Origin of the sequence: Streptomyces sp. NBC_01351 (assembly GCF_036237315.1) — a bacterium.
Classification (GTDB): domain Bacteria; phylum Actinomycetota; class Actinomycetes; order Streptomycetales; family Streptomycetaceae; genus Streptomyces.
In genome coordinates, this window is record NZ_CP108356.1 from 2,564,670 (window position 1) to 2,590,450 (window position 25,781).

At 72.4% G+C, this 25,781-nt stretch carries 20 protein-coding genes; 8 read left to right on the top strand and 12 right to left on the bottom strand.

Going from position 1 to position 25,781, the window contains the following annotated elements:
- Positions 1-105: 105 nt before the first annotated feature.
- The 4 genes from ilvN to OG625_RS11395 form a co-directional block, all read right to left on the bottom strand.
- Entirely contained in the window at positions 106-630 is a 525-nt protein-coding gene (ilvN, locus tag OG625_RS11380) for an acetolactate synthase small subunit (RefSeq protein ID WP_329378942.1), read from the bottom strand.
- A gap of 31 nt (positions 631-661) precedes the next feature.
- The gene (locus OG625_RS11385) at positions 662-2,548 is read right to left on the bottom strand and encodes an acetolactate synthase large subunit (RefSeq protein ID WP_329378944.1); all 1,887 of its coding nucleotides are present in this window, start codon (positions 2,546-2,548) and stop codon (positions 662-664) included.
- 203 nt (positions 2,549-2,751) lie between these two features.
- The gene (locus tag OG625_RS11390; protein WP_443067696.1) at positions 2,752-5,652 is read right to left on the bottom strand and encodes a putative bifunctional diguanylate cyclase/phosphodiesterase; all 2,901 of its coding nucleotides are present in this window, start codon (positions 5,650-5,652) and stop codon (positions 2,752-2,754) included.
- 283 nt (positions 5,653-5,935) lie between these two features.
- A complete protein-coding gene (locus OG625_RS11395; RefSeq protein ID WP_329378946.1) occupies positions 5,936-6,883 on the bottom strand; it encodes a 2-hydroxyacid dehydrogenase in 948 nt (315 codons plus the stop codon).
- A 73-nt stretch (positions 6,884-6,956) separates the two neighbouring features.
- On the opposite strand from OG625_RS11395, the gene OG625_RS11400 reads away from it, so the two are divergent.
- The 3 genes from OG625_RS11400 (at position 6,957) to OG625_RS11410 (ending at position 9,600) form a co-directional block, all read left to right on the top strand.
- Entirely contained in the window at positions 6,957-7,964 is a 1,008-nt protein-coding gene (locus OG625_RS11400; RefSeq protein WP_329378948.1) for an aldo/keto reductase, read from the top strand.
- A 180-nt stretch (positions 7,965-8,144) separates the two neighbouring features.
- Positions 8,145-9,368 carry a PQQ-dependent sugar dehydrogenase gene (locus tag OG625_RS11405; protein WP_329378950.1) on the top strand — a complete coding sequence of 408 codons (1,224 nt, stop codon included), beginning with the start codon at positions 8,145-8,147 and terminating at the stop codon, positions 9,366-9,368.
- Between the two features lie 61 nt (positions 9,369-9,429).
- Entirely contained in the window at positions 9,430-9,600 is a 171-nt protein-coding gene (locus tag OG625_RS11410; protein ID WP_329378952.1) for a DUF6191 domain-containing protein, read from the top strand.
- Here OG625_RS11410 and OG625_RS11415 read toward each other — a convergent pair.
- The 6 genes from OG625_RS11415 to OG625_RS11440 form a co-directional block, all read right to left on the bottom strand.
- On the bottom strand, positions 9,563-12,628 hold the full coding sequence (locus OG625_RS11415; protein ID WP_329390575.1) for a helix-turn-helix transcriptional regulator: 3,066 nt from the start codon (positions 12,626-12,628) through the stop codon (positions 9,563-9,565). The genes OG625_RS11410 and OG625_RS11415 overlap by 38 nt on opposite strands.
- A gap of 80 nt (positions 12,629-12,708) precedes the next feature.
- The gene (locus OG625_RS11420) at positions 12,709-12,876 is read right to left on the bottom strand and encodes a hypothetical protein (protein ID WP_329378954.1); all 168 of its coding nucleotides are present in this window, start codon (positions 12,874-12,876) and stop codon (positions 12,709-12,711) included.
- A 189-nt stretch (positions 12,877-13,065) separates the two neighbouring features.
- The gene (locus tag OG625_RS11425) at positions 13,066-13,650 is read right to left on the bottom strand and encodes a hypothetical protein (RefSeq protein ID WP_329378956.1); all 585 of its coding nucleotides are present in this window, start codon (positions 13,648-13,650) and stop codon (positions 13,066-13,068) included.
- Between the two features lie 100 nt (positions 13,651-13,750).
- Entirely contained in the window at positions 13,751-14,305 is a 555-nt protein-coding gene (locus tag OG625_RS11430; RefSeq protein ID WP_329378958.1) for a GNAT family N-acetyltransferase, read from the bottom strand.
- Between the two features lie 21 nt (positions 14,306-14,326).
- Positions 14,327-16,567: an MMPL family transporter gene (locus tag OG625_RS11435; protein WP_329378960.1), complete on the bottom strand. Its 2,241-nt coding sequence runs from the start codon at positions 16,565-16,567 to the stop codon at positions 14,327-14,329.
- A gap of 207 nt (positions 16,568-16,774) precedes the next feature.
- Entirely contained in the window at positions 16,775-17,191 is a 417-nt protein-coding gene (locus tag OG625_RS11440; RefSeq protein ID WP_329378962.1) for a signal peptidase I, read from the bottom strand.
- A 61-nt stretch (positions 17,192-17,252) separates the two neighbouring features.
- Between OG625_RS11440 and OG625_RS11445 the strand changes: the two genes are divergently transcribed.
- Together OG625_RS11445 and OG625_RS11450 are read left to right on the top strand one after the other, a co-directional pair.
- Positions 17,253-18,074 carry a GNAT family N-acetyltransferase gene (locus OG625_RS11445; RefSeq protein WP_329390577.1) on the top strand — a complete coding sequence of 274 codons (822 nt, stop codon included), beginning with the start codon at positions 17,253-17,255 and terminating at the stop codon, positions 18,072-18,074.
- 162 nt (positions 18,075-18,236) lie between these two features.
- Positions 18,237-18,737, top strand: a complete 501-nt coding sequence (locus OG625_RS11450) for a DinB family protein (RefSeq protein WP_329378964.1) — start codon at positions 18,237-18,239, stop codon at positions 18,735-18,737.
- A gap of 6 nt (positions 18,738-18,743) precedes the next feature.
- On the opposite strand, the gene OG625_RS11455 is transcribed toward OG625_RS11450, so the two are convergent.
- The gene (locus OG625_RS11455) at positions 18,744-19,481 is read right to left on the bottom strand and encodes a siderophore-interacting protein (protein WP_329378966.1); all 738 of its coding nucleotides are present in this window, start codon (positions 19,479-19,481) and stop codon (positions 18,744-18,746) included.
- 67 nt (positions 19,482-19,548) lie between these two features.
- On the opposite strand from OG625_RS11455, the gene OG625_RS11460 reads away from it, so the two are divergent.
- From OG625_RS11460 to OG625_RS11470, 3 genes are all read left to right on the top strand, one after another.
- Positions 19,549-21,633 (top strand): penicillin acylase family protein, encoded by a 2,085-nt coding sequence (locus OG625_RS11460; RefSeq protein ID WP_329378968.1) that lies wholly within the window; start codon positions 19,549-19,551, stop codon positions 21,631-21,633.
- A complete protein-coding gene (locus OG625_RS11465) occupies positions 21,630-22,226 on the top strand; it encodes a GNAT family N-acetyltransferase (RefSeq protein ID WP_329378970.1) in 597 nt (198 codons plus the stop codon). Before OG625_RS11460 ends, OG625_RS11465 begins: the two co-directional genes overlap by 4 nt.
- 67 nt (positions 22,227-22,293) lie before the next feature.
- Positions 22,294-24,171, top strand: a complete 1,878-nt coding sequence (locus tag OG625_RS11470; protein WP_329378971.1) for a serine/threonine protein kinase — start codon at positions 22,294-22,296, stop codon at positions 24,169-24,171.
- Between the two features lie 95 nt (positions 24,172-24,266).
- Here OG625_RS11470 and gatB read toward each other — a convergent pair whose 3' ends face one another.
- Entirely contained in the window at positions 24,267-25,781 is a 1,515-nt protein-coding gene (gatB, locus tag OG625_RS11475; RefSeq protein WP_329378973.1) for an Asp-tRNA(Asn)/Glu-tRNA(Gln) amidotransferase subunit GatB, read from the bottom strand.

The following is a 25,781-nucleotide window of genomic DNA, read 5'->3' on the forward strand; positions in this document are numbered from 1 at the left end:
CTCGCTATGCGAGCGTGAGCGTGTCTGACGCGTCTTGCGTGTCTGTTGTGTCCCAGGTGCGCCCGACGTTTCCGCCGGACGCACCCCGGACGCGTGCCCGACGCGTCAGGCGCTGCGGTCGAGGGCCCGCAGGCTGCGGTCCGTGATGGACCGCCCGCCACGCCCTATGGCGATCGTGCCGGACTGCACGAGCTCCTTGATGCCGAAGGGCTCCAGCATCTTGAGCATCGCACCCAGCTTGTCGGCGCCGCCGGTGGCCTCGATGGTGACGGCCTCCGGGGAGACGTCGACCGTCTTGGCACGGAACAGCTGGACGATCTCGATGATCTGCGAGCGGGTCTCGTTGTCGGCGCGGACCTTCACCAGAACGAGTTCGCGCTCGATGGCGTTGTGCGACTCCAGCTCGACGATCTTGAGCACGTTGACCAGCTTGTTGAGCTGCTTGGTCACCTGCTCCAGCGGGAGGTCTTCGACATTCACGACGATGGTGATGCGGGAGATGTCGGGGTGCTCGGTGACACCGACCGCGAGGGAGTCGATGTTGAACCCGCGGCGGGAGAACAGCGCGGCGATCCGGGCGAGGATGCCGGGCGTGTTCTCGACCAGGACGGAGAGCGTGTGCTTGGACATGTGAGGCGTTCTCTCTCTCGGCTCTCTCGGCTCAGTCGTCTTCGTTGTCGCCGAAGTCGGGACGGACGCCCCGGGCGGCCATGACCTCGTCGTTGGAGGTGCCGGCGGCGACCATCGGCCACACCATGGCGTCCTCGTGGACGATGAAGTCGATCACGACGGTACGGTCGTTGATCGCGTTGGCCTCGGCGATGACCTTGTCGAGGTCGGCCGGGTCCTCACAGCGGAGCGCCACGCAGCCCATGGACTCGGCCAGCTTGACGAAGTCCGGGACCCGGGTGCCCTTGCGGGGGGCGATGGACTCGCCCAGCTGCGAGCCGACGGTGTCGTGGCCGGTCTCGTCCGCGTGCAGCACGGTGTTGGAGTACCGCTGGTTGTAGAACAGGGTCTGCCACTGGCGGACCATGCCCAGCGCACCGTTGTTGATGATCGCGACCTTGATCGGGATGTTGTTCAGCGCACAGGTGACCAGTTCCTGATTGGTCATCTGGAAGCAGCCGTCGCCGTCGATCGCCCAGACCGCGCGCTCGGGCATGCCGACCTTGGCGCCCATCGCGGCCGGGACCGCGTAGCCCATGGTTCCGGCGCCGCCGGAGTTCAGCCAGGTGCGCGGCTCCTCGTACTTCACGAAGTGCGAGGCCCACATCTGGTGCTGGCCGACGCCGGCCGCGAAGATCGTGCTCTTCGGCGCGAGGGCACCGATCCGCTCGATCACCTGCTGCGGGGACAGGCTGCCGTCCTCGGGCAGGTCGTAGCCCAGCGGGTAGGTGTCGCGCCAGCGGCTGAGGTCGTTCCACCAGGCGGTGTAGTCACCGGCGTTGCCGTCGGTGTGCTCGGCCTGGACGGCCTGGATCAGGTCGGCGATGACCTCGCGGGCGTCGCCCACGATCGGGACGTCGACCTCGCGGTTCTTGCCGATCTCGGCCGGGTCGATGTCCGCGTGGATGATCTTGGCGAACGGGGCGAAGCTGTCCAGCTTGCCGGTGACGCGGTCGTCGAAGCGGGTGCCGAGCGCGATGAGCAGGTCGGACTTCTGCAGGGCGGTGACGCCGGTGACCGAACCGTGCATGCCGGGCATGCCCACGTGCAGCGGGTGGCTGTCGGGGAAGGAGCCCAGGGCCATCAGGGTGGTACAGACCGGGACACCCGTCAGCTCGGCCAGGACCTTCAGCTCGGCGGTCGCGCCGGACTTCATGACGCCGCCGCCGACGTACAGGACCGGGCGCTTGGCCTGGCAGATGAGCTTGGCTGCCTCGCGGATCTGCTTCGCGTGCGGCTTGGTGACCGGCCGGTAGCCGGGCAGGTCCATGGCGGGCGGCCACGAGAAGGTGGTCTTCGCCTGGAGGGCGTCCTTGGCGATGTCGACCAGGACCGGGCCGGGGCGGCCGGTGGAGGCGATGTGGAACGCCTCCGCGATCGTCCGCGGAATGTCCTCGGCCTTGGTGACCAGGAAGTTGTGCTTGGTGATCGGCATGGTGATGCCGACGATGTCCGCCTCCTGGAAGGCGTCGGTGCCGATCGCCTTGGAGGAGACCTGGCCCGTGATCGCGACCAGCGGGACGGAGTCCATGTGCGCGTCGGCGATCGGGGTGACCAGGTTGGTGGCGCCCGGGCCGGAGGTGGCCATGCACACGCCGACCTTGCCGGTGGCCTGCGCGTAGCCGGTGGCGGCGTGACCGGCGCCCTGCTCGTGGCGGACCAGGATGTGACGGACCTTCTTGCTGTCCATCATCGGGTCGTACGCGGGGAGGATGGCGCCGCCCGGGATCCCGAAGACGGTGTCGCACCCCACCTCTTCGAGAGAGCGGATGAGGGACTGCGCACCCGTGACGTGCTCAACTGCGGCGGACTGGTGTCCGCCGGAACGGGGCCGCGGCTGCGGATGGTGGGCCCCGGTGGCCTGCTCGGTCATCGGCATTCTCTTCTCGAAGCTGAGGGTTTTACGGGATTCGGCTCTGTGCCAGTGCAACAAAAAACCCCTCGTGCCGGTGGGCAAGCGAGGGGAGCGCGTCGGGTGCGTTGAGCGGGGACATGCTGGTCCCGGCTTCAGCCGACGCGCTTTCCAAGTACGAGAATTCGGGTGCGCATGGCACTGACCCTCCCTCCGGCGGGAGGTGGATGTCAAGTAGGTGGGACGGCCGTCTCATTATGTGAGCCTCTACGGATAACCACGGAGCCCCCGGGGGAACCACCGGCCAGGGCTGGTTGGACCGCTCCGCCCGGTACTGGGAACGTACCTCGCACGAGCGCGCGGCGCAGCCGGTATTCGTCCAGTGGCCCGGAGAAGGCCATCCCCTGGCCGTGCGTGCAGCCCATGGCGCGCAGGGCCATGACCTGCTCGGGCAGGTCCACCCCGTCGGCCACCGACCGCATGCCGAGGTCGTTTGCGATCCGCAACAGGCCTGCTGTGATCTTGTGCAGCCGGGGGGACTCGACGACCCCCTCCACCAGGCCCCGGTCCAGCTTGAGCATGTCCACGGGGAGGCGGCGCAGGGCGCTGATGGCCGCGTAGCCGCTCCCGAAGCCGTCCAGGGCGATTCCCACCCCGAGCCGGTGCAAAGCCGTCAGGCGGCGCTCCAGGTCGTCGAAGGGCACTCTGGGATCGGAGACGGCCAGCTCCAGGACGAGGGCCCCGGAGGGCAGCCCGTGCCTGGTCAGCAGGGCCTCGACGGAGCCCAGCGGCATCGCGCGGTCCAGCAGCCGCTGGGCGGTCATCCGAACGGCCACCGGCACGTCGTGCCCGGCCCGGTGCCGGTCGGCGGCCTGCTCCACGGCCTGTTCCAGCAGCCAGCGCCCCAGCTCGGCCGTGCGCGAGGCGTCCGGACCGGCGGCGGAGCCGGAGGCGCCCTCGCTGTACTCGGCGACCCGGAGGAACTCCGCCGGGGTGAAGAGGATCCCCTGCGCGGACCGCCAGCGGGCCTGCGCGGCCACTGCGGCGACCTCGCCGGTGGCCAGCGAGACCACGGGCTGGTGCAGCAGGGCGAACTCCCCTTCGTGCAGCGCGGTGCGCAGCCGCCCCGCCAGCTCGGCCTTGCGGACGACCTCGGCCTGCATCTGCGGGGCGTACATCTCCACGCGGTCCTTGCCGCCGGCCTTGGCCCGGTACATCGCGAGATCCGCGTTGCGCATCAGGTCCGAAGGGGTGATTCCGGGGTCGGCGAAGGCCACGCCGATGCTCGCGGCGACCCTGACCTCGCTGCCCGCGATCCGGTACGGCTGGGAGAGGGTGGTGCGCAGCCGGTCCGCGATCTCGTGGACCTGGTACTCGCGGGCACTGCGGTCGCGGCTCCCGTCGCCGAGGATCAGCGCGGCGAACTCGTCGCCGCCGAGGCGGGCGGCGGTGTCCCCGGCGCGCACCGAGTCCTGGAGCCTGCGCGCGGCCTCGACGAGCAGCTCGTCGCCGGCCTGGTGGCCGATGGTGTCGTTGACCGCTTTGAAGCCGTCGAGGTCGATGAAGAGCACCGCGGTGCTGTGGTCCCCCGCGCGCCGGCCGGTCAGGGCCTGGCGCACGCGCCGGGTGAAGAGGGCCCGGTTGGGCAGGTCGGTCAGCGGGTCGTGCTCGGCGCTGTGCTGGAGCTGGGCCTGGAGCCGGACCCGCTCGGTGACGTCCCGGCTGTTGAGGATGAGCCCGCCCTGGTGGCGGTTGACGGTGGATTCCACGTTGAGCCACTCGCCGCCGCCCGACTTGAAGCGGCATTCGATGCGGGTGGTGGGCTCCTCGGTCGGCGGTGCGGCGAGGAAGCGGCGCACCTCGTGGACCACCCGGCCGAGGTCGTCGGGGTGGATCAGGGTGGCGAGCTCGGTGCCGACCAGCTCTTCGGCGTCCCGGCCGTAGACCCCGGCGGCGGCGGGGCTGACGTAGCGCAGGGTGCCGGTGGGCGCGGCGATCATGATGACGTCGCTGGAGCCCTGGACCAGGGAGCGGAAGTGGTTCTCCTTCTGGGCCAGTTCCTGGGTCAGCGCGATGTTGTCGAGGAGCATGATGCCCTGGCGGATGACGAGGGCCAGCACGACGGTGCAGCCCGTGAAGACGACCATCCGGTCGACCTTCCGGCCGTCCACGACGTTGTAGAGGATGCCGAGGGTGCACACGGCCGCCGCGAGGTACGGGGTCAGTGCGGGCAGCGAGCCGGTGATCGGGCGGCTGTGCGGCCGGTCCGCGCGGGCGGCCGCGGCCGGATCGGGCCCGGTGTGGGAGCGCCGGGCGCCCCAGGGCGCGTACGCGAGGAGCAGCGAGCCCGCGAACCAGCCCGCGTCGAGGAGCTGTCCGGACTGGTACTCGGCACTGAGCAGGGGCGAGGTGAAGAGGGCGTCGCTGAGCACGGTCAGGGCGAGCGCCGCGATGGCGGTGTTGACGGCGGACCGGTTGGTCTCGCTGCGCCGGAAGTGCAGGACGAGGACCATCGACACCAGCGCGATGTCCAGCAGCGGGTACGCGAGCGAGAGCGCCGCGCGCGGGACGCTGCCGGGGGCGCCGGACTGGGCGGTCCGTGCCGCGTGGGCGAGGGCCAGGCTCCAGGACAGCGTGAGCAGGGAGCCGCCGATGAGCCAGGAGTCGAGCCCGAGGCACACCCAACCGGCCCGGGTGACCGGGCGTTTGGCGAGGACGAGCAGGCCCACGATGGCGGGCGGAGCGAAGCAGAGGAAGGCGAAGTCGGCGAGCGAGGGCTTCGGCACGTCCTGGCCGAGAACCACCTCGTACCAGCCCCAGACCGCGTTGCCGCTGGCACCCATGAGGGAGGAGAAGGCGAAGAGCAGCCATGCGGGGCGTTCACGGCTGTCGATCGCGCGGGCGTAGGTGTAGCAGGAGACCGCGGCGAGTAATCCTGCCGCGCTGAGCCCGAAGTCGCCCATGATCTCGGCGAGTTCCTCCGAGCCCCAGTTGAGGGCGGCGCCGACGGCATAGCCGCCGCTGACCACCGCGAGGAGCAGCTGCATCGCCAGGCTCCGGCCACCGCCGGCACCACTGCCGCTGCGCGAGACGGACGGCCGGTTCAGGAGCGCCGCCCCCGGGGCACTCACCGGTCCCCCTCGCCGGCTGGTTCCGGTGCAGCCCAGTCTCGACAGCGTCGCCTCCGGCGGCTCTGCCGCGTCGGATCCTTCGTCCATTGGCCGTGCATCGCCCGTCGCCCCCCAAAGTGTCCGATCACTCCCCAGCGCCAGACGTTCGTGGCGCAGCCCCTTCTTCCGGACGATACACCACTTTCGTCACTCAGCGACATAGCTTCTCTACTCTCCGTCACCACAACGGGAGTTGGGCCCACCGTGCGCATCCGATCGAACGCGGAGCGTGTTCGGCCCGGCGTCACTCGGTGATCAACACCGTGTGTTCCACGGGCTCTCCGGCGGCGAACCGGCCGAGCTGGCGCGCGAGCAGGCGCTTGGCCCTCGGCTCGAACGCCGAGCTGCTGCCGCCGACATGGGGCGTGATCAGGACATTCGGAGCATGCCAGAGCGGGTGGCCGGCCGGCAGCGGTTCCGGGTCGGTGACGTCCAGCGCCGCGCGCAGCCGGCCCGACTCCAGCTCCGCCAGCAGGGCCTTGGTGTCGACGACGGGACCGCGCGAGACGTTCACCAGCAGGGCGCCGTCCTTCATGCGGCTCAGGAACGCAGGCCCGGCCAGACCCCGGGTGGCGTCGGTCAGCGGCGTCACGAGGATCACCACGTCCGCCCGGGGCAGGAGTCCGGGCAGGTCCGCGAGGGCGTGCACGGGGCCGCGCGGGCTGGTCCGCGCCGAGCGGGCGACCCTGGTGACGGGCCCGCACTCGAAGGGCACGAGACGGTCCTCGATGGCCGAGCCGATGGATCCGTAGCCGACGATCAGGACGGACTTGTCGGCGAGGGCCTCGTAGAAGCCGCCGCGCCATTCCTCGCGGTCCTGGCCGCGGACCATGCCGGGGATGCCGCGCAGCGAGGCGAGCGTCAGGGTGAGGGCGAGTTCGGCGGTGCTGGCGGTGTGGACCCCGACGGCGTTGCAGAGCCGGACGCCGGGGCGCAGGTGGCCGAGGCCGCCCATGACGTGGTCGATGCCCGCGGTCAGGGTCTGTACGACTTCCAGCGCGGGCATGGCAGCCAGCGGGCGCACGGTGACCTCGGGGGACTTCATGTACGGGGTCACGTAGAAGACGCAGTCGGCCGGGTCGGCCGGGAAGTCCTCCTCGCCGTCCCAGAGGCGGTAGCGGAAGGAGTCGGGCAGGCCGGCGATCTCGTCGGCGGGGAAGGGGAGCCAGACGTCCCCGGTCTTTGAGGTCATGATCACGAGGCTATGCCAAGCCATCCGGATCAAGCCGTTAGTTTGTTCGCCGGAGCGGGAGGGGGATCCAGGGGTGGAGCGCAGGTCGATCGGGGCGGGGGCGCTGGCGGTGGGTGCCATCGGCCTCGGGTGCATGCCGATGAGCTGGGCGTACGCGCCTTCGCGGCGCAGGGGGCAGGAATCGCTGGCCGCCGTGCACACGGCGCTCGATCTGGGGTCGAACCTGCTGGACACCGCCGATGTGTACGGGCCGTTCACCAACGAGCTGTTGCTCGGGCGGGTGCTGCGGGAGCGCCGCTCCGAGGCCTTCGTCTCGGCGAAGGCGGGACTGCGCGCGGGTGAGCAGCACGTGGTGGCCGACGGGCGGCCCGGCTATCTGCGGCGGGCGTGCGACGCCTCGCTGCGGCGGCTGCGGACCGACGTCATAGACCTCTACCAGCTGCACCGGGTGGATCCCGAGGTGCCGGTGGAGGAGAGCTGGGGGGCGATGGCGGAGCTGGTGGCCGCCGGGAAGGTGCGGGCGCTGGGGTTCAGCGCGCTGGGCGCGGGGGCCGGGCCGGGGACGGGGCGGCGCGGGGACCGGGCGTACGGGACGACGCTGGCGCATCTGGAGCGGGCGCAGCAGGTGTTCCCGGTGAGTGCGGTGCAGGCGGAGCTGTCGGTGTGGTCGCCGGAGGCGGCGTGGCAGCTCCTGCCGTGGTGCGCGGCGCGCGGGGTGGGGTTCCTGGCGGCGATGCCGCTGGGCAGCGGGTTCCTCACCGGGACGCTCAGGCCGGGCGAGGGTTTCGAGTCGCAGGACGTACGGGCCCGGCATCCGCGGTTCACGGCGCACGCGATGGCGTCGAACCAGGGCCTTGTCGCGGGCCTGCGGCGGGTGGCGCTGCGGCACGGGCCCGAGGTCACGGCGGCGCAGGTGGCGCTGGCGTGGGTGCTGGCGCAGGGACCGCAGGTGGTGCCGGTGCCGGGGGCGGACCGGGCGCACTGGGCGGCGGAGAACGCGCGGGCGGCGGAGGTCCGGCTCTCGGCGGCGGACCTGGCGGAGATCGCGGCGCTGCCGGCGGCGGTGGGAGCCTGGGAGTGACTGAGGGCTGACCGGGGGCTGACCGGGGCTGACCAAGCCGGGCCAGGCCCGGCCAGGGGCCGTCTTTCCGCCGGCTCCACAACCACTCGATCGAGTGTACGAAGGGAGGAACTTGGGGTACGGCCGGAGCTGTTGAGACAGATGGAAGGCACGAGAGGCGCACGGGAGGGGAGCAGGGCGATGCGATACGGATCGGGGATGTACGGGGGCGGGGGCGCGCGGCGTCGGAGCGTGCTGGCGGCGGTGACGCTGGCCGGGTGCGGCGCGTTGCTGGCGGCCGGGTGCTCGCCTCCGGGCGGCGACGGGGGTCGGCCGAGCGGTTCCCCACCGGGCACGCCCGCCGCGAGCCCGGGCTCATCGGGCCCGTCGGGGAGCCCGTCCGGCTCGCCGGAGCCGTCCGGCGCCCCGGCGAAGGGCTCGGTGACGGTGACCGGGGAGATCGCCAAGGGTCTGGAGTCGCCGTGGGGCGTGGCACCGCTGCCCGACGGGGATCTGCTGGTGGCCTCGCGGGACAAGGGGACGATCGGCAGGATCGCGGTGGGCTCGGGCGCGATGACGGAGATCGGCGAGGTGCCGGGGGTGGCTCCGGGCGGGGAGGGCGGGCTGCTGGGCCTCGCGCTGTCGCCCTCGTTCGCCTCTGACCGGCTGGTGTACGCGTACTTCACGACCGAGTCCGACAACCGCATCGCCCGGATGCGCTATGACGAGAAGAGACCGGCCGGTCAGCAACTGGGGGCTCCGGACACGGTGTTCCGGGGGATCCCCAAGGGCACGGTGCACAACGGCGGCCGGATCGCCTTCGGCCCGGACAAGATGCTCTATGTGGGGACCGGCGAGACCGGTGAGACCGGGCTCGCACAGGACAAGAAGTCACTGGGCGGCAAGATCCTCCGGATGACTCCGGACGGGGATCCGGTGCACGGCAATCCCGAGGCCGACTCGGTCGTCTACTCCTACGGTCACCGCAATGTGCAGGGCCTCGCCTGGGACCAGGACAAGCGGCTGTGGGCGGCCGAGTTCGGGCAGCACACCTGGGACGAGCTGAATCTGATCGAGCCCGGTGCGAACTACGGCTGGCCCGAGGCCGAGGGGAAGGCGGGCAGACCTGGGATGCGGGATCCGGTGGCGGTGTGGGGGACCGACGAGGCCTCGCCGAGCGGGATCGCGTGGGCGCAGGGCTCCCTGTGGATGGCCGGGCTGAAGGGCAACCGGCTGTGGCGGATCCCGCTGGCCGGAGCGGAACCGGTTGCGGCCCCCGAAGCGTTCCTCGAGGGGAAGTACGGCCGGCTGCGCACGGTGGTGGCGCTCGGCGGGGACAGATTGCTGCTGGTCACGAGCGAGACCGATGGGCGCGGGTCGCCGGAAGCGGGCGACGACAGGATCCTGACACTGACGGTGCGGTAGCCGGCCCGGGGGCACAGGCCCCGGCAGGGCTCGGAAAGGCGCGGTGGGCACGGTGTTCAACATGATCGAGGAGCTGTTCAATCCGGGGCGCAAGCACTCGGACGAGGAGAAGAAGCGGCTGGAGCTGTCCCGGGTCGACGTCAATGACGGCGACCCGGGGCGGGGTCCCATAGACCTGGAGTCCGGCAGGGTGCTCATACGCCTCGACGAGCAGCCTCCGGACGGGCACTGACCGGGGCTGCCGGGGCGAAGAGCCGCAGCCGGTGGGCGAGGGCGGCTGCCTCGCCGCGGCCGGTGACGCCGAGCTTGGCCAGGATGTTCGAGACGTGCACGCTCGCCGTCTTCGGGGAGATGAAGAGCTCCTCGGCGATCTTGCGGTTGGTGCTGCCGGCGGCCACCAGGCGCAGTACGTCCCGCTCGCGGCTGGTCAGGCCGAGCGTCGCGACCGGGTCTGCCTCGGGTGCGGGATCGGCCAGGGGCGCGTCGGCGGCGGTGAGCGGGAGCCGGGCGCGCTGCGCGAGCAGGGCCAGATCCTCGCGCAGCCGACGTGAGCCGAGCCGGTCAGCGGTGGCGTAGGCCTCGCGGAGCAGGGCGGCGGCGGGCTCGCGGTCGCCGCCGGCGGCCAGCATCGCCTCGGCGAGCTGGTGGCGGGCGCGGGCCAGCAGGTACGGGCGTTCCAGCGGGCGGATGGCCTCCTCCACGGCGGTCCAGTCGGCGACGGTGTCCCGGGCCTCGGCGCGGAGCAGCTCGGCGCGGACGTACTCGGCGTGGGCGCGCCACACCGGGGCGGGGGTGGCGAGACCGCGGGCGGCCTTGCGCAGGACGTCCAGGGCGGCGTCCCGGTCCGCGTCGGCGGCGGGCAGTCCCCGGGAGTCCGCCTCCGCACTGGCGGAGGCGAGCAGCAGCGGCCAGGCGTAGCGGTGCTGTCCGAGCGGGAACCCGTAGGCGACGGCGGCGGCCGTCTCGGCGCGGACGTCGGCGATCCGGCCCTCCCCCGCGGCGACGCCGACCGCGAGGCGGTACAGCGGTATCCGGTGCTGGGGCTGCATGTCGTGGTCGCCGAAGTGGGTGTGGGCGGCGGCGAGCTGCTGGGCGGCCTCCGTCAACTCCCCGCGGGCCAGGGCCAGGTAGGAGAGCCGGGAGGCTCCCGAACCGCGCGGGGCCGCGCTCTGGCCGACGAGCAGGGTGCGTTGGGCGGCTGCGGCCGCCTCGTCCCAGCGGCCGAGGCTGTACAGGCTCTCCGCCATGTTGCCCCGGAGCCAGGCCTCGGAGTCCAACAGCCGGGACTTCTTTACCAGTTCGGCTCCTCGTTCGGCCAGTTCCACGGCTTCCCGGGACCGGCCCATCCCTTCCAACTGAGAGGTGAGATTGATATGTGCACGTCCCGCGAGCAAGGTGAGACCCAGTTCCGTGGCCCGTTCCCTGACCGCGTGCATCTCGGCCAGGCCCCGTTCGGGGTCGCCCGAGTCGGTGAGCAGGCAGCCGACCGTGATCCGGGCGTTGAGCTCGATGTCCTCGGCGCCGACCATCCGCGCGTACTCGACGGCGCGTTCGGCGGCGATGATGTTGCCCGGACCGGGGTCGTGGAGCATGCCCCAGCCCGCGGCCCTGACGAGGACCTCGGCGTGCACCTGGGACGGGGGCAGCCCCTGGACGAGCTCCTGGGCCTTGGCGATCTCGTCCCAGCCGTCGCCCCGCCCGAGGCTCGCGACCAGCCGGGAGCGTTCGGTCCAGAACCAGGCGGCCCGCAGCGGGTCGTGGCCGTCGTCCAGCATGCGCACGGCCGTCTTGCAGAACTTCAGGGCGCGTTCCCGTTCGCCGCCGTAGCGGGCGGCCACGGTCGCCTCGGCCAGCAGGTCGAGGCGCTGGAGCGGGGTGGTGGCGGGGTCGCAGCCGCACGGCGGGTACACGTCGCTGTAGTCCGCCGGGCGGAGTTCCTCGCGGACCTCCTCCGGGGCGCTGTCCCACAGGTCCAGGGCGCGTTCCAGCAGGCGCAGTTGCTCGGAGTAGGCGTGCCGGCGGCGGGCGGCCACGGAAGCGGACAGGACGGCGGGCAGCGCCTTGGACGGGTCGTTGGCGTGGTACCAGTAGCTGGCCAGCCGGATGACCCGCTCCTCGGCGCGGATCAGCGAGTCGTCGGCCTCCATGGCCTCGGCGTAGCGGCGGTTGACTCGGGCGCGTTCGCCGGGCAGCAGGTCGTCGCTGACGGCCTCGCGGACCAGCGAGTGGCGGAAGCGGTAGCCGTCGCCGTCGGGGGTGGCGAGCAGGATGTTGGCTCCGACGGCGGCGCGCAGCGCCTCGATCAGCGCGTCCTCGCCGAGCCCGACAACGGCGCGCAGGAGCGGGTACTCGACGGTGGAGCCGCCCTCGGCGACGATCCGGACCACGCGCTGGGCCTCGTCGGGCAGCACCTCGACGCGGACGAGGAGCAGGTCGCGCAGGGATTCGGTGAGCCCGGTGCGGCATCCGCTCTCCCGCGAGGCGACGAGTTCCTCGACGAAGAAGGCGTTGCCGTCGGACCGGTCGAAGACGGAGTCGACGAAGTCCTCGTTGGGCTGGGTGGCGAGGATCCCGGCGAGCTGGCGGCGCACCTCGGCGCGGTTGAAGCGGGGCAGCTCGATGCGCTGGACGGTGCGGAGCCGGTCCAGTTCGGCGAGGAGGGGGCGCAGCGGGTGGCGCCGGTGGACGTCGTCCGCGCGGTAGGTGGCGACGACGACGAGGCGGCCGCTGCCGAGGGTCCGGAAGAGGTAGGAGAGCAGGTGCCGGGTGGAGGTGTCGGCCCAGTGCAGGTCTTCGAGGACGAGGACGACGGTGCGTTCGGCGGCGAGGCGTTCCAGCATCCGTGCCGTCAGTTCGAAGAGCCGGGCGGTGCTCTCCTCGTCGTGCGGGCCGCGCGGGGTTTCGCCGAGTTCGGGGAGGATCCGGGCGAGTTCGTCCTCCTGGCCGGCGGCCGCGGCGGCCAGCTCTCCGGGGAGCGCGCGGTGCAGGCTGCGCAGGGCTGTCGAGAACGGGGCGAAGGGAAGCCCCTCCGCCCCGATCTCCACACAGCCTCCGACGGCGACGACGGCGCCGCGGCGGGCGGCCTCACAGAGGAACTCCTCCGTGAGGCGGGTCTTGCCGACCCCTGCCTCTCCCCCGATGAGCATCGCCTGCGGCTCCTGGCCGGCGGCCCGCGTCAGTGCGTCGGTGAGTACGGCCAGTTCGTCGGCGCGGCCGACGAACACCGGGCTGACAGATCTGGTCTCCACGTCGCCGAGCATCGCACAGACGTCCGGCCCGGCGGCACTCGATTTCGGTGCGCTTCTCTTCACGTGTCAGTCCACGCGGATCGCGGCGCGGGTTACGCGGCGCGGGCGAAGCGGCTCCGGTGCCCTCTCACCGCCCCTTCGGGTTCCTGGCTTCGAGAGGACGCGCGGCGCGCCTTCTTCGCCTCCCGGACCAGCCGGTACTCGTCGGCCTCGCGGATGAGGTCGGCGCGGCGGGCGGTGGCGATCTCGTACTCGAACATCTCGTACTCCCTGGTTGCGTTTCTCGGTCACCTCGTTCGGTGTGATCCAAGCTTCGCGTCCCAGGGGGTACCGGCACATCGGTCGCATGCCGCATCCGGCGGGGGCAGGGGGCCTTAGACCCGGGCCGAAGGTCCCTGAGGAGGGCCAAGGAGGTCTAAGGCGGTGCTTAGCCGGTGGTGGGGCGGTGCCTAGACGGCTGCCGCCTGCGGGACGGCGAGGAGGAGGTCGAAGTACATGAGGACGAAGACCAGGACGCCGATGGCGCCGAGGGCAACGGCCGCCCAGGCGACGGAACGGACCCAGGCGGGGAGGGTGCGCTGGGGGGATCCGAGGGCGGGCAGGGCCAGCACCAGGATGGCGACGATCAGGGCGATGGCGGCAAAGATGCCGTTCACCACGGCGGTGGCGTGCCACGGCTGGACGAACTGGGCGGCGATCTGCGCGTTCACGTCGGCGGCCTGGGTCAGCTCCAGACGGCCGGTGACGCCGGCGCGCTCGGACACGATGCCGGCGACCCAGCTTCCGCTGAGGGCCACGACGCCGAGGCCCGCGGCCACGATCGCGGAGGCCGCGGACGCGACGTGGCTCGGCTCCCGCGTCGCGGCGAGCTCGTCGGAGAACTCGTCGTCGTCCTCGTCGTCGTCCAGGTCCGCGTCGGCGAGCTCGGCGTCCGCGAGTTCGGTGTCGATCTCGGCCTTGGTCAGGTCGGCCTTGGTCAGATCGGCCGGGGTGCTCTCCGCCTCGGGGGCGGCGGGGGTCTTGGTGGTGTCCATGCGGGGCACCGTAGGTCCCTTGTCTGAGATTTTTCTGAGAATCCGCTGGTCGGGGCCGCTGCGGGCCCCGCGATCCGCGGGGCCCGCACACGGACGGGGCTCAGGCCGGGTGGGCCGCCGCCCATTCCTCGGCGAGGACCGACCAGATCTCGGTGCTCTGACGCACGCCCCGGTGCAGGTGGTTCTCGCGCATGACGCCCTCGCGGGTCAGGCCGAGGCGCTCGGCGACCGCGATGCTCTTCTTGTTCCCGGTGGCGACGTGCCACTCCACGCGGCGCATGCCGCGCCCGTTGAAGGCCCAGTCGATGAGCACCCGGCAGGCGGCGGTGACCAGTCCGCGTCCGGCCGCGGCGGGCTCCAGCCAGCAGCCGACCTCGCAGTTGCCGCCGGCGGCGTCGAACGCCGGGTAGAGCACTCCGCCGACCAGGGTGCCGTCGACCCAGATGCCGAAGAATCGGGTGCTGTCGTTCGCGGCCTTCTCAGCGTTCGAACGGAGCAGCTCGCGCGCCGATTCCAGGTCGGTGGCGCGGTCGGGGAATCCCACGTACTGGCCGATGTACTCGCGGCCGCGGTCCATGTGGGCGAGGAACTCCTCGGCGTGCCACACCTCGAGCGGCTTGAGCTGGGCGTCTTCGGCCAGATCTATCGCGAACATGCGTTGGGTCCTTACGGCTGGTCAGCTGGACACGGGTACGGAGTCAGCGGGCTCCGCGCTGTCTTCGCTCGGCCGCTGTGCCGGAAGTTTCCCATGCGGGCGGCGCTCCGGGGGCTCGATGCTGATCTTGGGCAGCCGTCGGTCGAGCCAGGCGGGGAGCCACCAGTTCGCGCCGCCGAGCATGTGCATCAGCGCGGGCACGAGGAGGGTGCGCAGCACGAAGGCGTCGAGGGCCACGGCCGCGGCGAGCGCGATGCCGAACATGGCGATGATCCGGTCTCCGCTGAGCACGAAGGCCAGGAAGACGGAGATCATGATGACGGCGGCCGAGTTGATGACCCGGCTGGTCTCGGCGAGGCCGACACGGACGGCCCGCCGGTTGTCGCCGGTCTCCAGCCACTCCTCGTACATCCGGCTGACGAGGAAGACCTGGTAGTCCATGGACAGTCCGAAGAGCACGGACACCATGATCACGGGCAGGAACGGTTCGATGGGGCCGGCGCTGCCCAGGCCCAGCAGTTCGCTGCCCCAGCCCCACTGGAAGATCGCGACCACGACTCCGAAGGAGGAGGCGACGGCGGCGATGTTCATGGCTGCGGCCTTGAGCGGGATGCCGATGGAGCGGAAGGCGAGCAGCAGCAGGACGCAGCCGAGGGCGACGACCACCCCGACGAAGAGCGGCAGCTTTCCGATGACGACCTCGGCGAAGTCGTCGTAGCCGGCCGTCACGCCGCCGACGTGGACCTCCATGGAGTTGCCGTGCCCGGCGCGCGGGACCACGTCCTCGCGGAGCCGGTCGACGAGCTCGCTCGTGGCCCGGGACTGGGGGGCGGAGTCCGGGATGACGGTGACGACGGCGGTGTCGCCGCTGCGGTTGAAGACGGCGGGGCCTGCGGATGCGACGCCCTTCGTCTGGCCGAGCGCCTCCGCGAGGTGCTCCACGGCGAGCCGGTCCCCGGCCCCGTCGAGGCGGGCGACGACGGTGAGCGGGCCGTTCGTGCCCGGGCCGAAGCCCTCCGCGAGCAGGTCGTAGGCCTGCCGGGTGGTGGAGGTGGCCGGGTTGTTGCCCTGGTCGGAGGTGCCGAGGTGCAGGGAGAGCGTGGGCAGGGCCAGTACCAGCATCACGAGGGTGGCGGCGATGCCGAGCAGTTTGGGGTGGCGCTCCACGAAGGCGGACCAGCGGGCGGCGAAGCCCGTGGTCTGCTCGGTCAGCGGGCCCTCGGCGGCGAGCTTGCGGCGCTCGCGCCGGGAGAGCGCGCGCATGCCGATCAAGGAGAGGAGGGCGGGCAGCAGAGTAACCGAGGCGGCGACCGTCAGGACCACCGTCACGGAGGCGGCTATCGCGACGCCGTTCAGGAAGTTCAGCCGCAGCACCAGCATGCCGAGCAGCGCGATGCAGACGGTGGCTCCGGCGAAGACGACGGCCCGGCCGGTGGTGGCGACGGCGCTCTCGGCGGCCTCGTCGACGGGGACGCCCCGGGCGAGGGCCTTGCGGTGCCGGGTGACGATGAAGAGGGCGTAGTCGATGCCGACGCCGAGGCCGATGAGGGTGCCGAGCATCGGGGCGAAGTCGGCGACCGGCATCGCGTGCCCGAGGAGGGTGATCCCGAAATAGGCGGTGCCCACGCTGACCAGGGCGGTCGCGATGGGCAGCAGGCTCGCGGCGAGCGAGCCGAAGGCCAGGAAGAGGACCAGGGCCGCGACGGCCACGCCGATGACCTCGGCGAGGTGCGCGGAAGGGGTCTCCGTCAGGCCGACGGCGCGGCCCCCGAGTTCGACCTGGAGGCCGTCGGTCTCGGTGGCCGGGTTCTTCGCCGCGTCGACCACCGCCTTGGCCTGGGCCTTGGGTACGGAGTCGGCCGGCCGGTCGAAGGTCACCACGGCGTAGGCAGTGCGCCCGTCGGGGCTGATCCGGGCGGCGCTCTCGGGGCCGGGGCCGTAGGGGCCGGCCACCGATCCGACACCGGGAAGTTCGGCGATGGTGTCCAGGGCCCGGGTCATGCGCTGCTCGACGTCCGGAGTGCGGGCGCTCTGATGGTCCGGGGCCCGCCACACGATGGTGTCGGTGTCACCGCCCTGGCCGTGGAAGCCCTGGCGCAGGAACGCGTGCGCCTTGCCGGACTCGGTGCCGGGAACCTCGTAGTCGTTGGAGAACGCCGATCCCGCGGTCCCGGCGGCCGCCGCGGTCGCGCCGAGGGCGAGCAGCCAGATCAGGACGGCGAGGAGACGGTGGCGGATGCACCACCGTGCGATTGCTGCCAACGGACGTGCTCCCTGGTGGTTCGGATCTTTACCGGGAGACAGCCCGTCGCAAAGAACGCTGGAACTCGTGAAGGCTCGGCCGCGCGTACGGAGGGTCGCTCCAGGGCGCGCCGAGGTGGTCTACAGCGCCACGATCTCAGCGTTTCGTGATCGTTGGCCCGATTCGTGTGCATCGTCACAGGGTGGTGGGCGGGTACGGGACGAAGGTCACCGGGGCGGGTGGTCCAAGGCCCGGGCGCCCTCCCCGTCGTCGGGCTCGTCCACCCGGTAGCCGGGGATCGAGGGCCAGCGCACGGTGAGGACCACCGCGTCCTCCTCCGCGTACCAGGAGTGGTCGACCCCGCGGCCCCACAGCACGTAGTCCCCCTGCTCGGCGAGGACGACGGTCCGGCCGGGGAACTCCAGCCGGAAGCGTCCGCTGATCAGCACCAGCAGGGCGGTGCGCTTCTCGGCGGTGGCCCACCGCTCCCGCTCGTCGCCCTTCGGGTGGACGCCCCATTTGATCTCCACGTCCTCGCTGTGACGGGGATCGGCGGGGTCCTTGAAGTGGCCGAGGAGCCAGCCCCGGTCGGCGGCCGCGTCCGGGGCGGCCTTGCCGGTGTAGATGGTGGAGTCGTCGTTCACGGGGCCGAGGCTAATGCAGTTGTGGGGGCCGGTCGGACACTGATGAGCTGGGACGATGACGATGGATCCTGATGAACTGCTGAAGGTGCGGTCCCTGTTCGACTCCGAGATGCGCGAGGGCCTGCAGCCGGACTCGGCGCAGGCTCGCGTGGAGCGGGTGGGTGCGGTCGTCCGGCACACCGTGCCCGGCCTGGGGTGGAACGGCGTGGTCTGGTCGGACCTCGACGAGGAGACGGCGGACGCCGAGATCGCGGCGCAGGTGGCGTTCTTCGCAGGGCGCGCGGATCCGGAGTTCGAGTGGAAGCTGTACGACCACGACCGGCCGGCGGACCTCGGGGACCGGCTGCGGGCGGCCGGGTTCGTGCCGGAGCCGGCCGAGACGGTGCTGGTGGCGCGGACCGCCGGGCTCGCCGCGCTCCCGGTGGAGCCCCCGGAGGGGATCACCCTGCGGGCCGTGGAGGACGAGGCCGGGGTGGACCTGATGATGGAGGCCCACTACCGAGCCTTCGGTACCGAGCGGCCGCGGATCCGGGAGCAGGTGCTGGACCTGCTGCGGACAGAGCCGGAGACCATCGTGGCGGTGGTCGCGATGGCGGGCGACACCCCGGTGTGCGGGGCCCGGATGGAGATGCGGCCGGGCACCTCCTTCGCGGGCCTGTGGGGCGGCGGCACGGATCCGCGGTGGCGCGGCCGCGGCATCTACCGCCTGCTGGTGGCCCACCGTGCCCGCGTCGCGGCGGAGCGCGGAATCCCGTACCTCCAGGTGGACGCCTCGGACGAAAGCCGCCCGATCCTGGAGCGGCTGGGCTTCGAAAGGCTGGGCGTGACGGTGCCGTACGTGTGGGCGGGCGCGGTTCCGCCTGGCGCGGCCTCGGCCGGGTAGGGGCTTGCGCCGGCCGGCACGTACGCGCCGAGGCCGGCCGCGCCGCGGGTCGAAGATCGGGGCTCCGCCCCGAACCCTCCCCCAGACTCCGTCCGGGGGGACCCCCACTCCTCAATCGCCGGAGGGGCTGAATTTCGTCCGGCCTGAGGGCAGGATCGGCGCATGGAACGAATCAGCCCGCCTCTGGCCGGCGGTGAGCGCGAGACGCTGCGGGCGTATCTCGACTATCACCGGGCCACCCTCGCCTGGAAGTGCGAGGGCCTGACCGACGAGCAGTTGCGGCGCGCGTCGATGCCGCCGTCCGGCCTGTCCCTGCTGGGGCTGGTCCGGCACATGGCCGAGGTCGAGCGGCACTGGTTCCGCCGGGTGCTGAGCGGTGAGGAGCTGCCGCACCTGTGGTCGGACACCCACGACTTCCAGGCCGCCTACGACGCCTCCGGCTCCACCCGTGCCGAGGCGTTCGCCGCCTGGGAGGCGGAGGTGGCCCACGCCCGCCGCATCGAGGCCGGCGCCGACTCCCTCGACGTGACGGCGTACGTCCCGAGTTGGAAGGAGGAGGCTTCGCTGCGCCTGCTCATGCTCCACCTCATCCACGAGTACGCCCGCCACAACGGCCACGCCGACTTCCTGCGGGAGGCGATCGACGGGGCGACGGGGGCCTGACCGGGATCAGGCCGCCGCAGGGCGCCAGTAGCCGAGGGCGTTGACCCGGTGCTTCGGCAGCCCGAGCTCCTTGCGCAGGTACGCCGTCAGGGTGCGCGTCGTCGCCGTGTCGCAGGCCAGCCAAACGTACGCCGACGCCGGGTCCCCGGCCAGGTCCGGGAGCTCGGCCTTGACCCGGTCGGCGAGCGCGGCGCCGTCCCGCGTCACGCACCGGACCTCGTGCCGGGCCGCGTCCACGCGCAGCGGCAGGTCGGCGTCCGAGGCGTGCTGCGTCTCGAACCAGATCGTCGCCGGGGTCTGCGGGTAGGCGTCCAGCAGCGAGTTGATCGCCGGGAGGGAAGCCGGGTCGCCGATGACCAGCAGCCGCTGCGGGGCCGGCTGCGGGGCGGTGAATCCGGTGCCCTGCACGGTGGCGTCGACGGTGTCCCCGGGCTTGGCCCCGCGCGCCCAGGCGCTGGCGACCCCGTCGTGCAGGGCGAACTCGAAGCTGAACGTGCCCGCCACGGGATCCGGGTCCACGAGCGTGTAGGCCCGCTGGTGCGGTCGGCCCGCGCCCTCGAACCAGACCCGTACCCACATCGTCGGGTGCGGCGCCTCCCCGGCGGCGGCCAGCAGCCCGCCGTCCGTGAAGGAGACGCGGCGGTAGTCCGCCGTGACGTCCTCCGCCCCCGTCACCGTGAACGTGAAGTCCTTGCCCTTCATGAGCTTGAGGACGACGCCCTCCCAGCCCTTACTGCCGGCCATGTCCTTACCCCTCCCCTGACACCTCTATAGTTAGGCCAGCCTAACCTAATGCACCTTGGGGAAGAGTGTGAGCAGTGTGAGCAGCGAAACCAGCGCGTACGAGGTCTTCCGCGACCCCTGGGGCATCCCGCACCTCCGCGCGGCCGACCACCTCCGGCTCGCCTACGCCCAGGGCCGCGCCACCGCCTTCGACCGCGCCTGGCAGCTGGAGGTCGAACGGCACCGCGCCCAGGGCTCCAGCGCCGCCTTCCTCGGCGCCGAATCCGTCGCCTGGGACCGCTTCGCCCGCCAGTGCCGCCTCGACGACACCGCCCGGCGCTGCTGGGAAACCCTCGAAGCCGACGACGCCGCCACCGCCGCCTGGGTCCGCGCCTATGTGGACGGGGTCAACGACGGCCTCGCCGCCGGCGCCGCCCGCGACGGGCGCTTCGCCCGTACCGGCCTCACCCCCACCCCCTGGGAGCCGTGGGTTCCGCTGGCGATCTGGACCGCCACGCACGTGCTGTTCGCCGGGTTCGCCACCAAGCTGTGGCGCGATCGGGCGGCCCGCGCCCTCGGCGGCGAAGCGGCCACCCTCTTCGCCACGGACGGCCCCGGCACCGCCGGCAGCAACGGCTGGCTGGTGCCTGGCGACCGGACGGCCACCGGTTCGGCGATCATCGCGGGCGACCCGCACCGGTTCATCGAGGACCCGGGCGTCTACCAGCAGATACGTCTCTCCTGCCCGGAGTACGACGTCCTCGGCCTCGCCGTCCCCGGCGTCCCCGGCCTCGCCCACTTCGGGCACACCGGCACCGCCGCCTGGGCCATCACCAACGCGATGGCGGACTACCAGGACCTGTACGTCGAGAAGCTGCGCGAGCAGGGCCCCGTCCTGGAGGCGCTGGGCCCCGACGGCGTCTGGGAGCCCGTCGCCCGGCACACGGAGACCATCGCGGTGGCCGGCGGCGCGGACGTCGAGGTCGAGGTCCTGGAGACGGCCCGCGGCCCGGTCGTCGTCCGCGAGGGCGCCGACGGAAGCGACCGCACCCTCTCCCTGCGCTACCCGCCCCGCGTCCGCCGGGACCTGGGCTTCGCCGCCCTCCCCGCCCTGTTGCGCGCCCGCACCGTCGCCGACGTCGACCGCGCCCTCGACGGCTGGGCCGAGCCCGTCAACGTCGTCCACGCCGCCGACTCCGAGGGCGGCCTGCTGCACCGCGTCGCGGGCGCCGTACCCCTGCGCGACCCCGCGGGCCGGCTGCGCCCCGTCCCCGCCTGGGACCCCCGCCACGCCTGGCAGGGCTGGTCCGAGACCCCCGCCGAACCCGTGCAGGGCTTCGCCGTCATGGCGAACGCGCGCGGGATCGCCTCGCCGCTCGGCGTGGAGTTCGCTCCCCCGCACCGCGCCAACCGCATCCGCGAGCTGCTCAGCGGCCAGGCGGAGTGGTCCCCGAAGGCGATGGCCGACGTACACGCGGACACGCACCTGGCCTCGGCCGCGCCGCTGCTCGCCCTGCTGCCCGGCTTCGCGGACCTGACCCCGGCGGCGGAGGCGCTGCGCACCCGACTGCTGGCCTGGGACCGGCACATGGAGGCCGACAGCGCCGACGCCACCGTCTTCTCGGCCTTCCGGACGGCGACCGTCCGCCGCCTCGCCGCCGATCCCGTGTTCGCGGACCTGTGGGGCGCGCCGACCGGCCCGGAGGTCTTCCACCCCTGGCTGTACCTGGTCCCCCGGATCGGCTACGCCCTCGAAGGCCTGCTCGCGAGCCCGCTGCTGCCGGGACTGGACCGCGCCGCGCACGTCCGCGCCGCGCTGGAGGAGACGGCGGCGGCCGGCGCCCCCGACACCCCGTGGTCCGAGGTCCACCGACTCACCCCCTGGTCGGCGCTCCCCGACGACGAGGCCCGGTGGCCCGGCCTGGGCGGCGACCACGACTGCGTGAACGCGACCTCCTCCGTCCCCGGTTTCACCGACCTCACCGCCCGCGCGTCGGCGGCCCGTTACGTCTGGGACCTCGCCCGCCGCGAGGACAGCCTCTGGGCGGTACCGCTGGGCGCGGACGGCGTCACCGGCTCGCCCCACCACCGCGACCAGCTCCCGCTGTGGGCGCGGTGCGAACTCGTACCGGTCGTCACGGACTGGTCCCGCCTCACCAAGGAATCGATATGACCACCGCCTCCACGCGCCAGCCCGTGCACAGCCACCTCGTCGAGGGCTTCGGCACGGTCACCATCACCCCCGTCGACCCGGCCGCGGACTCCGCCCTGATCCACAGCTGGGTCACCGAGGACCGCGCCCGCTTCTGGGGCATGGGCGAGGCCAGCCGCGAGCTCGTCCAGGAGATCTACGAGGACGTCGACCGCCGTACGACGCACCACGCGTTCATGATCGGCCGCGACGGCGAGCCGGTCGCGCTGTTCCAGACGTACGACTGCGCCGAGGACCGGGTCAGCGAGTGCTACGAGGTGCAGCCCGGGGACGTCGGCGTGCACCTGCTGATCGGCCCCAGCCAGGGCGCCGTCGAGCACGGGTTCACGGCGGGCCTGCTGTCGGCGTTCACCGCGTACCTGTTCTCCGACCCGGCCACCCGTCGCGTGGTCGCCGAGCCGGACAGCCGCAACACCAAGGCGATCTCCCGGCTCGAGCGCAACGGCTTCGTCATCGGCCCGGAGATCGAACTCCCGGAGATCGACCTGCCCGAGGTCTACCTGCCCGCCAAGAAGGCCCGCCTGGCCTTCCTCACCGCGTCGGCGACCCGCTGATCCGCTGATCCGCACGGTCGGGTTCCCCGATTCCCATTGACCCCGCGCGCCTCCTCCCGGGAAGCTGATGCTCTCTCAAAGCACGTTGAGGCGGGGGACATTGACCAGTCAGAACCTTCACATCGGGCCTGATGCGGCAGCCGACCGGTACCGGTTGCTCCGGTCGATCGGGCGGGGCGGGGAGGCCGTGCTCTATCTCGCGGAGATAGAGCTGGCCGGGGGGTCCGAGCCCGTGGTCGTCAAGGTGCTCGACTCCAAGACGACCATCACGCCCGACGTCTTCGACCGGATCAGCCAGAAGTGGAACGAGCAGGCGGAGCTGCTGCGGTTCGTGCACCGGCCGGGTGTGGTGGGCGTACGGGAGCACTTCGAAGGTCCGCCGATCCACCGGCCCGGGGAGTCCTCGACCCTCACCGGGCGGGCGCTCGTCCTCGTCATGAACCACGTCGACGGGCTCGACCTGCGGGACTGGCGGGCCGAGCGGACCCTCGCCACGGCCGCCGAGCGGCGCGAGGTGATGCGCACGCTGGAGCAGCTGGCCGACGTACTGGACTGGCTGCACTCGGGGAAGGCCACGCCGTCCGGGCGCCAGGTCATCCACGGTGACCTCTCCCCCGGCAACGTGATGGTCGACGCCCACGGGCAGGCGACTCTGGTGGACTTCGGCCTCAGCAAGCTGACGGCCGACCACCAGACGGCGGAGGTGTGGTTCACCCCGGGCTACGCGGCCCCCGAGGTCTTCGACGGCAAGCGGACCCCGGGCACGGACCGGTACGCCTTCGGGGCCATCGCCTACTTCCTGCTCAGCGGGCAGTCCCCGCCCGCCACCCCGGAGCAGCTCGCCCACGCGCTGGCCGACCTCCCGCAGTTCGCGGTGCTGGACGCGGAGCAGCGGGCGCGGATCGCCTCGATCTACTCGGCGGATCCCGCGCAGCGGCCGGTGAACCTGGCGGGCTGGATGAAGGACATCCGGCACGCGGTGGTGTCCACGACCACCTCCACCTCGCAGCGGGCCGTCCAGGACGCGCCCCCGGCGAAGCCGACGCTCCCGCCCCCGCCGGTGGCCGCGCCGGTGGTCCCGCCGCAGCCCGCGACCCCGCCGCCGGCCGCCGCGACGGCTCCGCCCGCGTACACCCCGACCGCACAGCCGACCCAGGTCCCCGCCCCAGCCGCCGCCCCGGCCCCGGGCCCGACCCCGGCCCCGGAGCCCGCGTCGGTACCCGCCGGGTACGGGCCGACGTACAACCTGAATCCGGCGCCGGCCGCGCCCGCGCCCGCGCCGCCGAAGAAGCGGCGCACCGGCCTGCTCGTCGGCTCGGCAGCCGCGGTCCTCGTACTGGCCGCGCTCGCCGTGGTCGGCGTACGGCTGCTGGGGGACAAGGACAAGGGCACGGAGGCGGACGGCGCGAAACCGGCTGCGGGCAGCAGCGCCTCCGCGACACCGACCACGACGCCCGGCCTGCCGTCGAGCCAGCCGAGCAAGAGCGCCGGCCCTGACCCGACCGGCTCGCCGTCGGACAGCCAGCGGGCGACGGAGCCCGGCACCGCGCCGGAGAGCGACGTCGTGGACCTGACCAACCTCGCCCCCATCGACGGGCTGAACGGCTTCCGGGTCAACGCCGTCACGCTGAACACGAAGTCCTACGGCGCCGCGTTCGTCGCGGACTGCTCCCAGACCTCGTACGCCGAGTTCAACCTCAACCGGGCCTGGTCCACCCTGGAGTTCACGGCCGGGATCGACGACACCTCGCCGGTCGAGTCGGGGCGGATCTCCATCGCCATCGACGACAAGCCGGCGCTCTTCAACGAGGAGATCCAGCTCGGCAAGCCGGTCACCAGGACGGTGCAGATCAAGGACGCGCTACGGCTGCGCATTCGGGTGGAGGACACCTGCGGCACCAAGGACGGTTACGTCGTCCTGGCCGCGCCCACGCTCAAGCGCTGACGCTCGAGCCCTGGCGCTCGGGCGCTGACACGACAGGGCGCCCCGCTCCGGTACGAGAACCGGTGCGGGGCGCCCTGTACGACGTACGAACGGGCTCAGCCCTCCGTCACGCCCAGGCGCTCCAGGATGAGCTCCTTGACGCGCGCCGCGTCGGCCTGGCCGCGGGTGGTCTTCATGACCGCACCGACCAGGGCGCCGACGGCGGCGACCTTGCCGCCGCGGATCTTGTCCGCGATGGCCGCGTTGCCCGCGATGGCCTCGTCCACGGCCGCGCCGAGCGCGCCCTCGTCCGAGACGACCTTCAGGCCGCGCTTCTCGACGACCTCGTCCGGGCCGCCCTCGCCGGCGAGGACGCCTTCGAGGACCTGGCGGGCCAGCTTGTCGTTGAGCTCACCGGCCGCCACCAGGGCCGCGACGCGCGCGACCTGGACGGGGGTGATGGGCAGCTCGTCGACGACGACGCCCTGCTCGTTGGCGTTGCGGGCCAGCTCGCCCATCCACCACTTGCGCGCGGCGGTCGAGTCGGCACCCGCCTCGATCGTGGCGACGATGGAGTCCACCGCGCCCGCGTTGAGGATCGACTGCATGTCGTGCTCGTTCACATCCCACTCCTCGCGGAGTCGGTTGCGGCGCACGCGCGGCATCTCGGGCAGGCCGCCGCGCAGTTCCTCGACCCAGGCGCGGGCCGGGGCCACGGGGACCAGGTCGGGCTCCGGGAAGTAGCGGTAGTCCTCGGCGTTGTCCTTGATGCGGCCGGCCGTGGTGGAGCCGTCCTCCTCGTGGAAGTGCCGGGTCTCCTGCACGATCGTGCCGCCGGCCTCCAGGACCGCCGCGTGGCGCTGGATCTCGAAGCGCGCCGCGCGCTCGACGGAGCGCAGCGAGTTGACGTTCTTCGTCTCCGAGCGCGTGCCGAACGCCTCGCGGCCGTGGGGCCGCAGCGACAGGTTCACGTCGCAGCGCATCTGGCCCTTGTCCATGCGGGCCTCGGAGACGCCCAGCGCCTTGATGACCTCGCGCAGCTCGGCCACGTACGCCTTCGCGACCTCGGGGGCCCGCTCGCCGGCGCCCTCGATCGGCTTGGTGACGATCTCGATGAGCGGGATGCCGGCGCGGTTGTAGTCCAGCAGGGAGTGGGACGCGCCGTGGATACGGCCGGTGGCGCCGCCGACGTGCAGCGACTTGCCGGTGTCCTCTTCCATGTGGGCGCGCTCGATCTCCACGCGGAAGATCTCGCCGTCCTCCAGCTGGACGTCCAGGAAGCCGTTGAAGGCGATCGGCTCGTCGTACTGGGAGGTCTGGAAGTTCTTCGGCATGTCCGGATAGAAGTAGTTCTTCCGGGCGAAGCGGCACCACTCGGCGATCTCGCAGTTCAGCGCGAGACCGATCTTGATGGCGGACTCGATGCCGATCGCGTTGACGACCGGGAGCGCGCCGGGCAGGCCCAGGCAGACCGGGCAGGTCTGCGAGTTGGGCTCGGCGCCCAGCTCGGTCGAGCAGCCGCAGAACATCTTGGTCCTGGTGCCGAGCTCGACATGGACCTCGAGGCCCATGACGGGGTCGTACGCCGCGAGGGCCGCGTCGTACGACAGCAGTTCGGTGAAGGTGGTCAC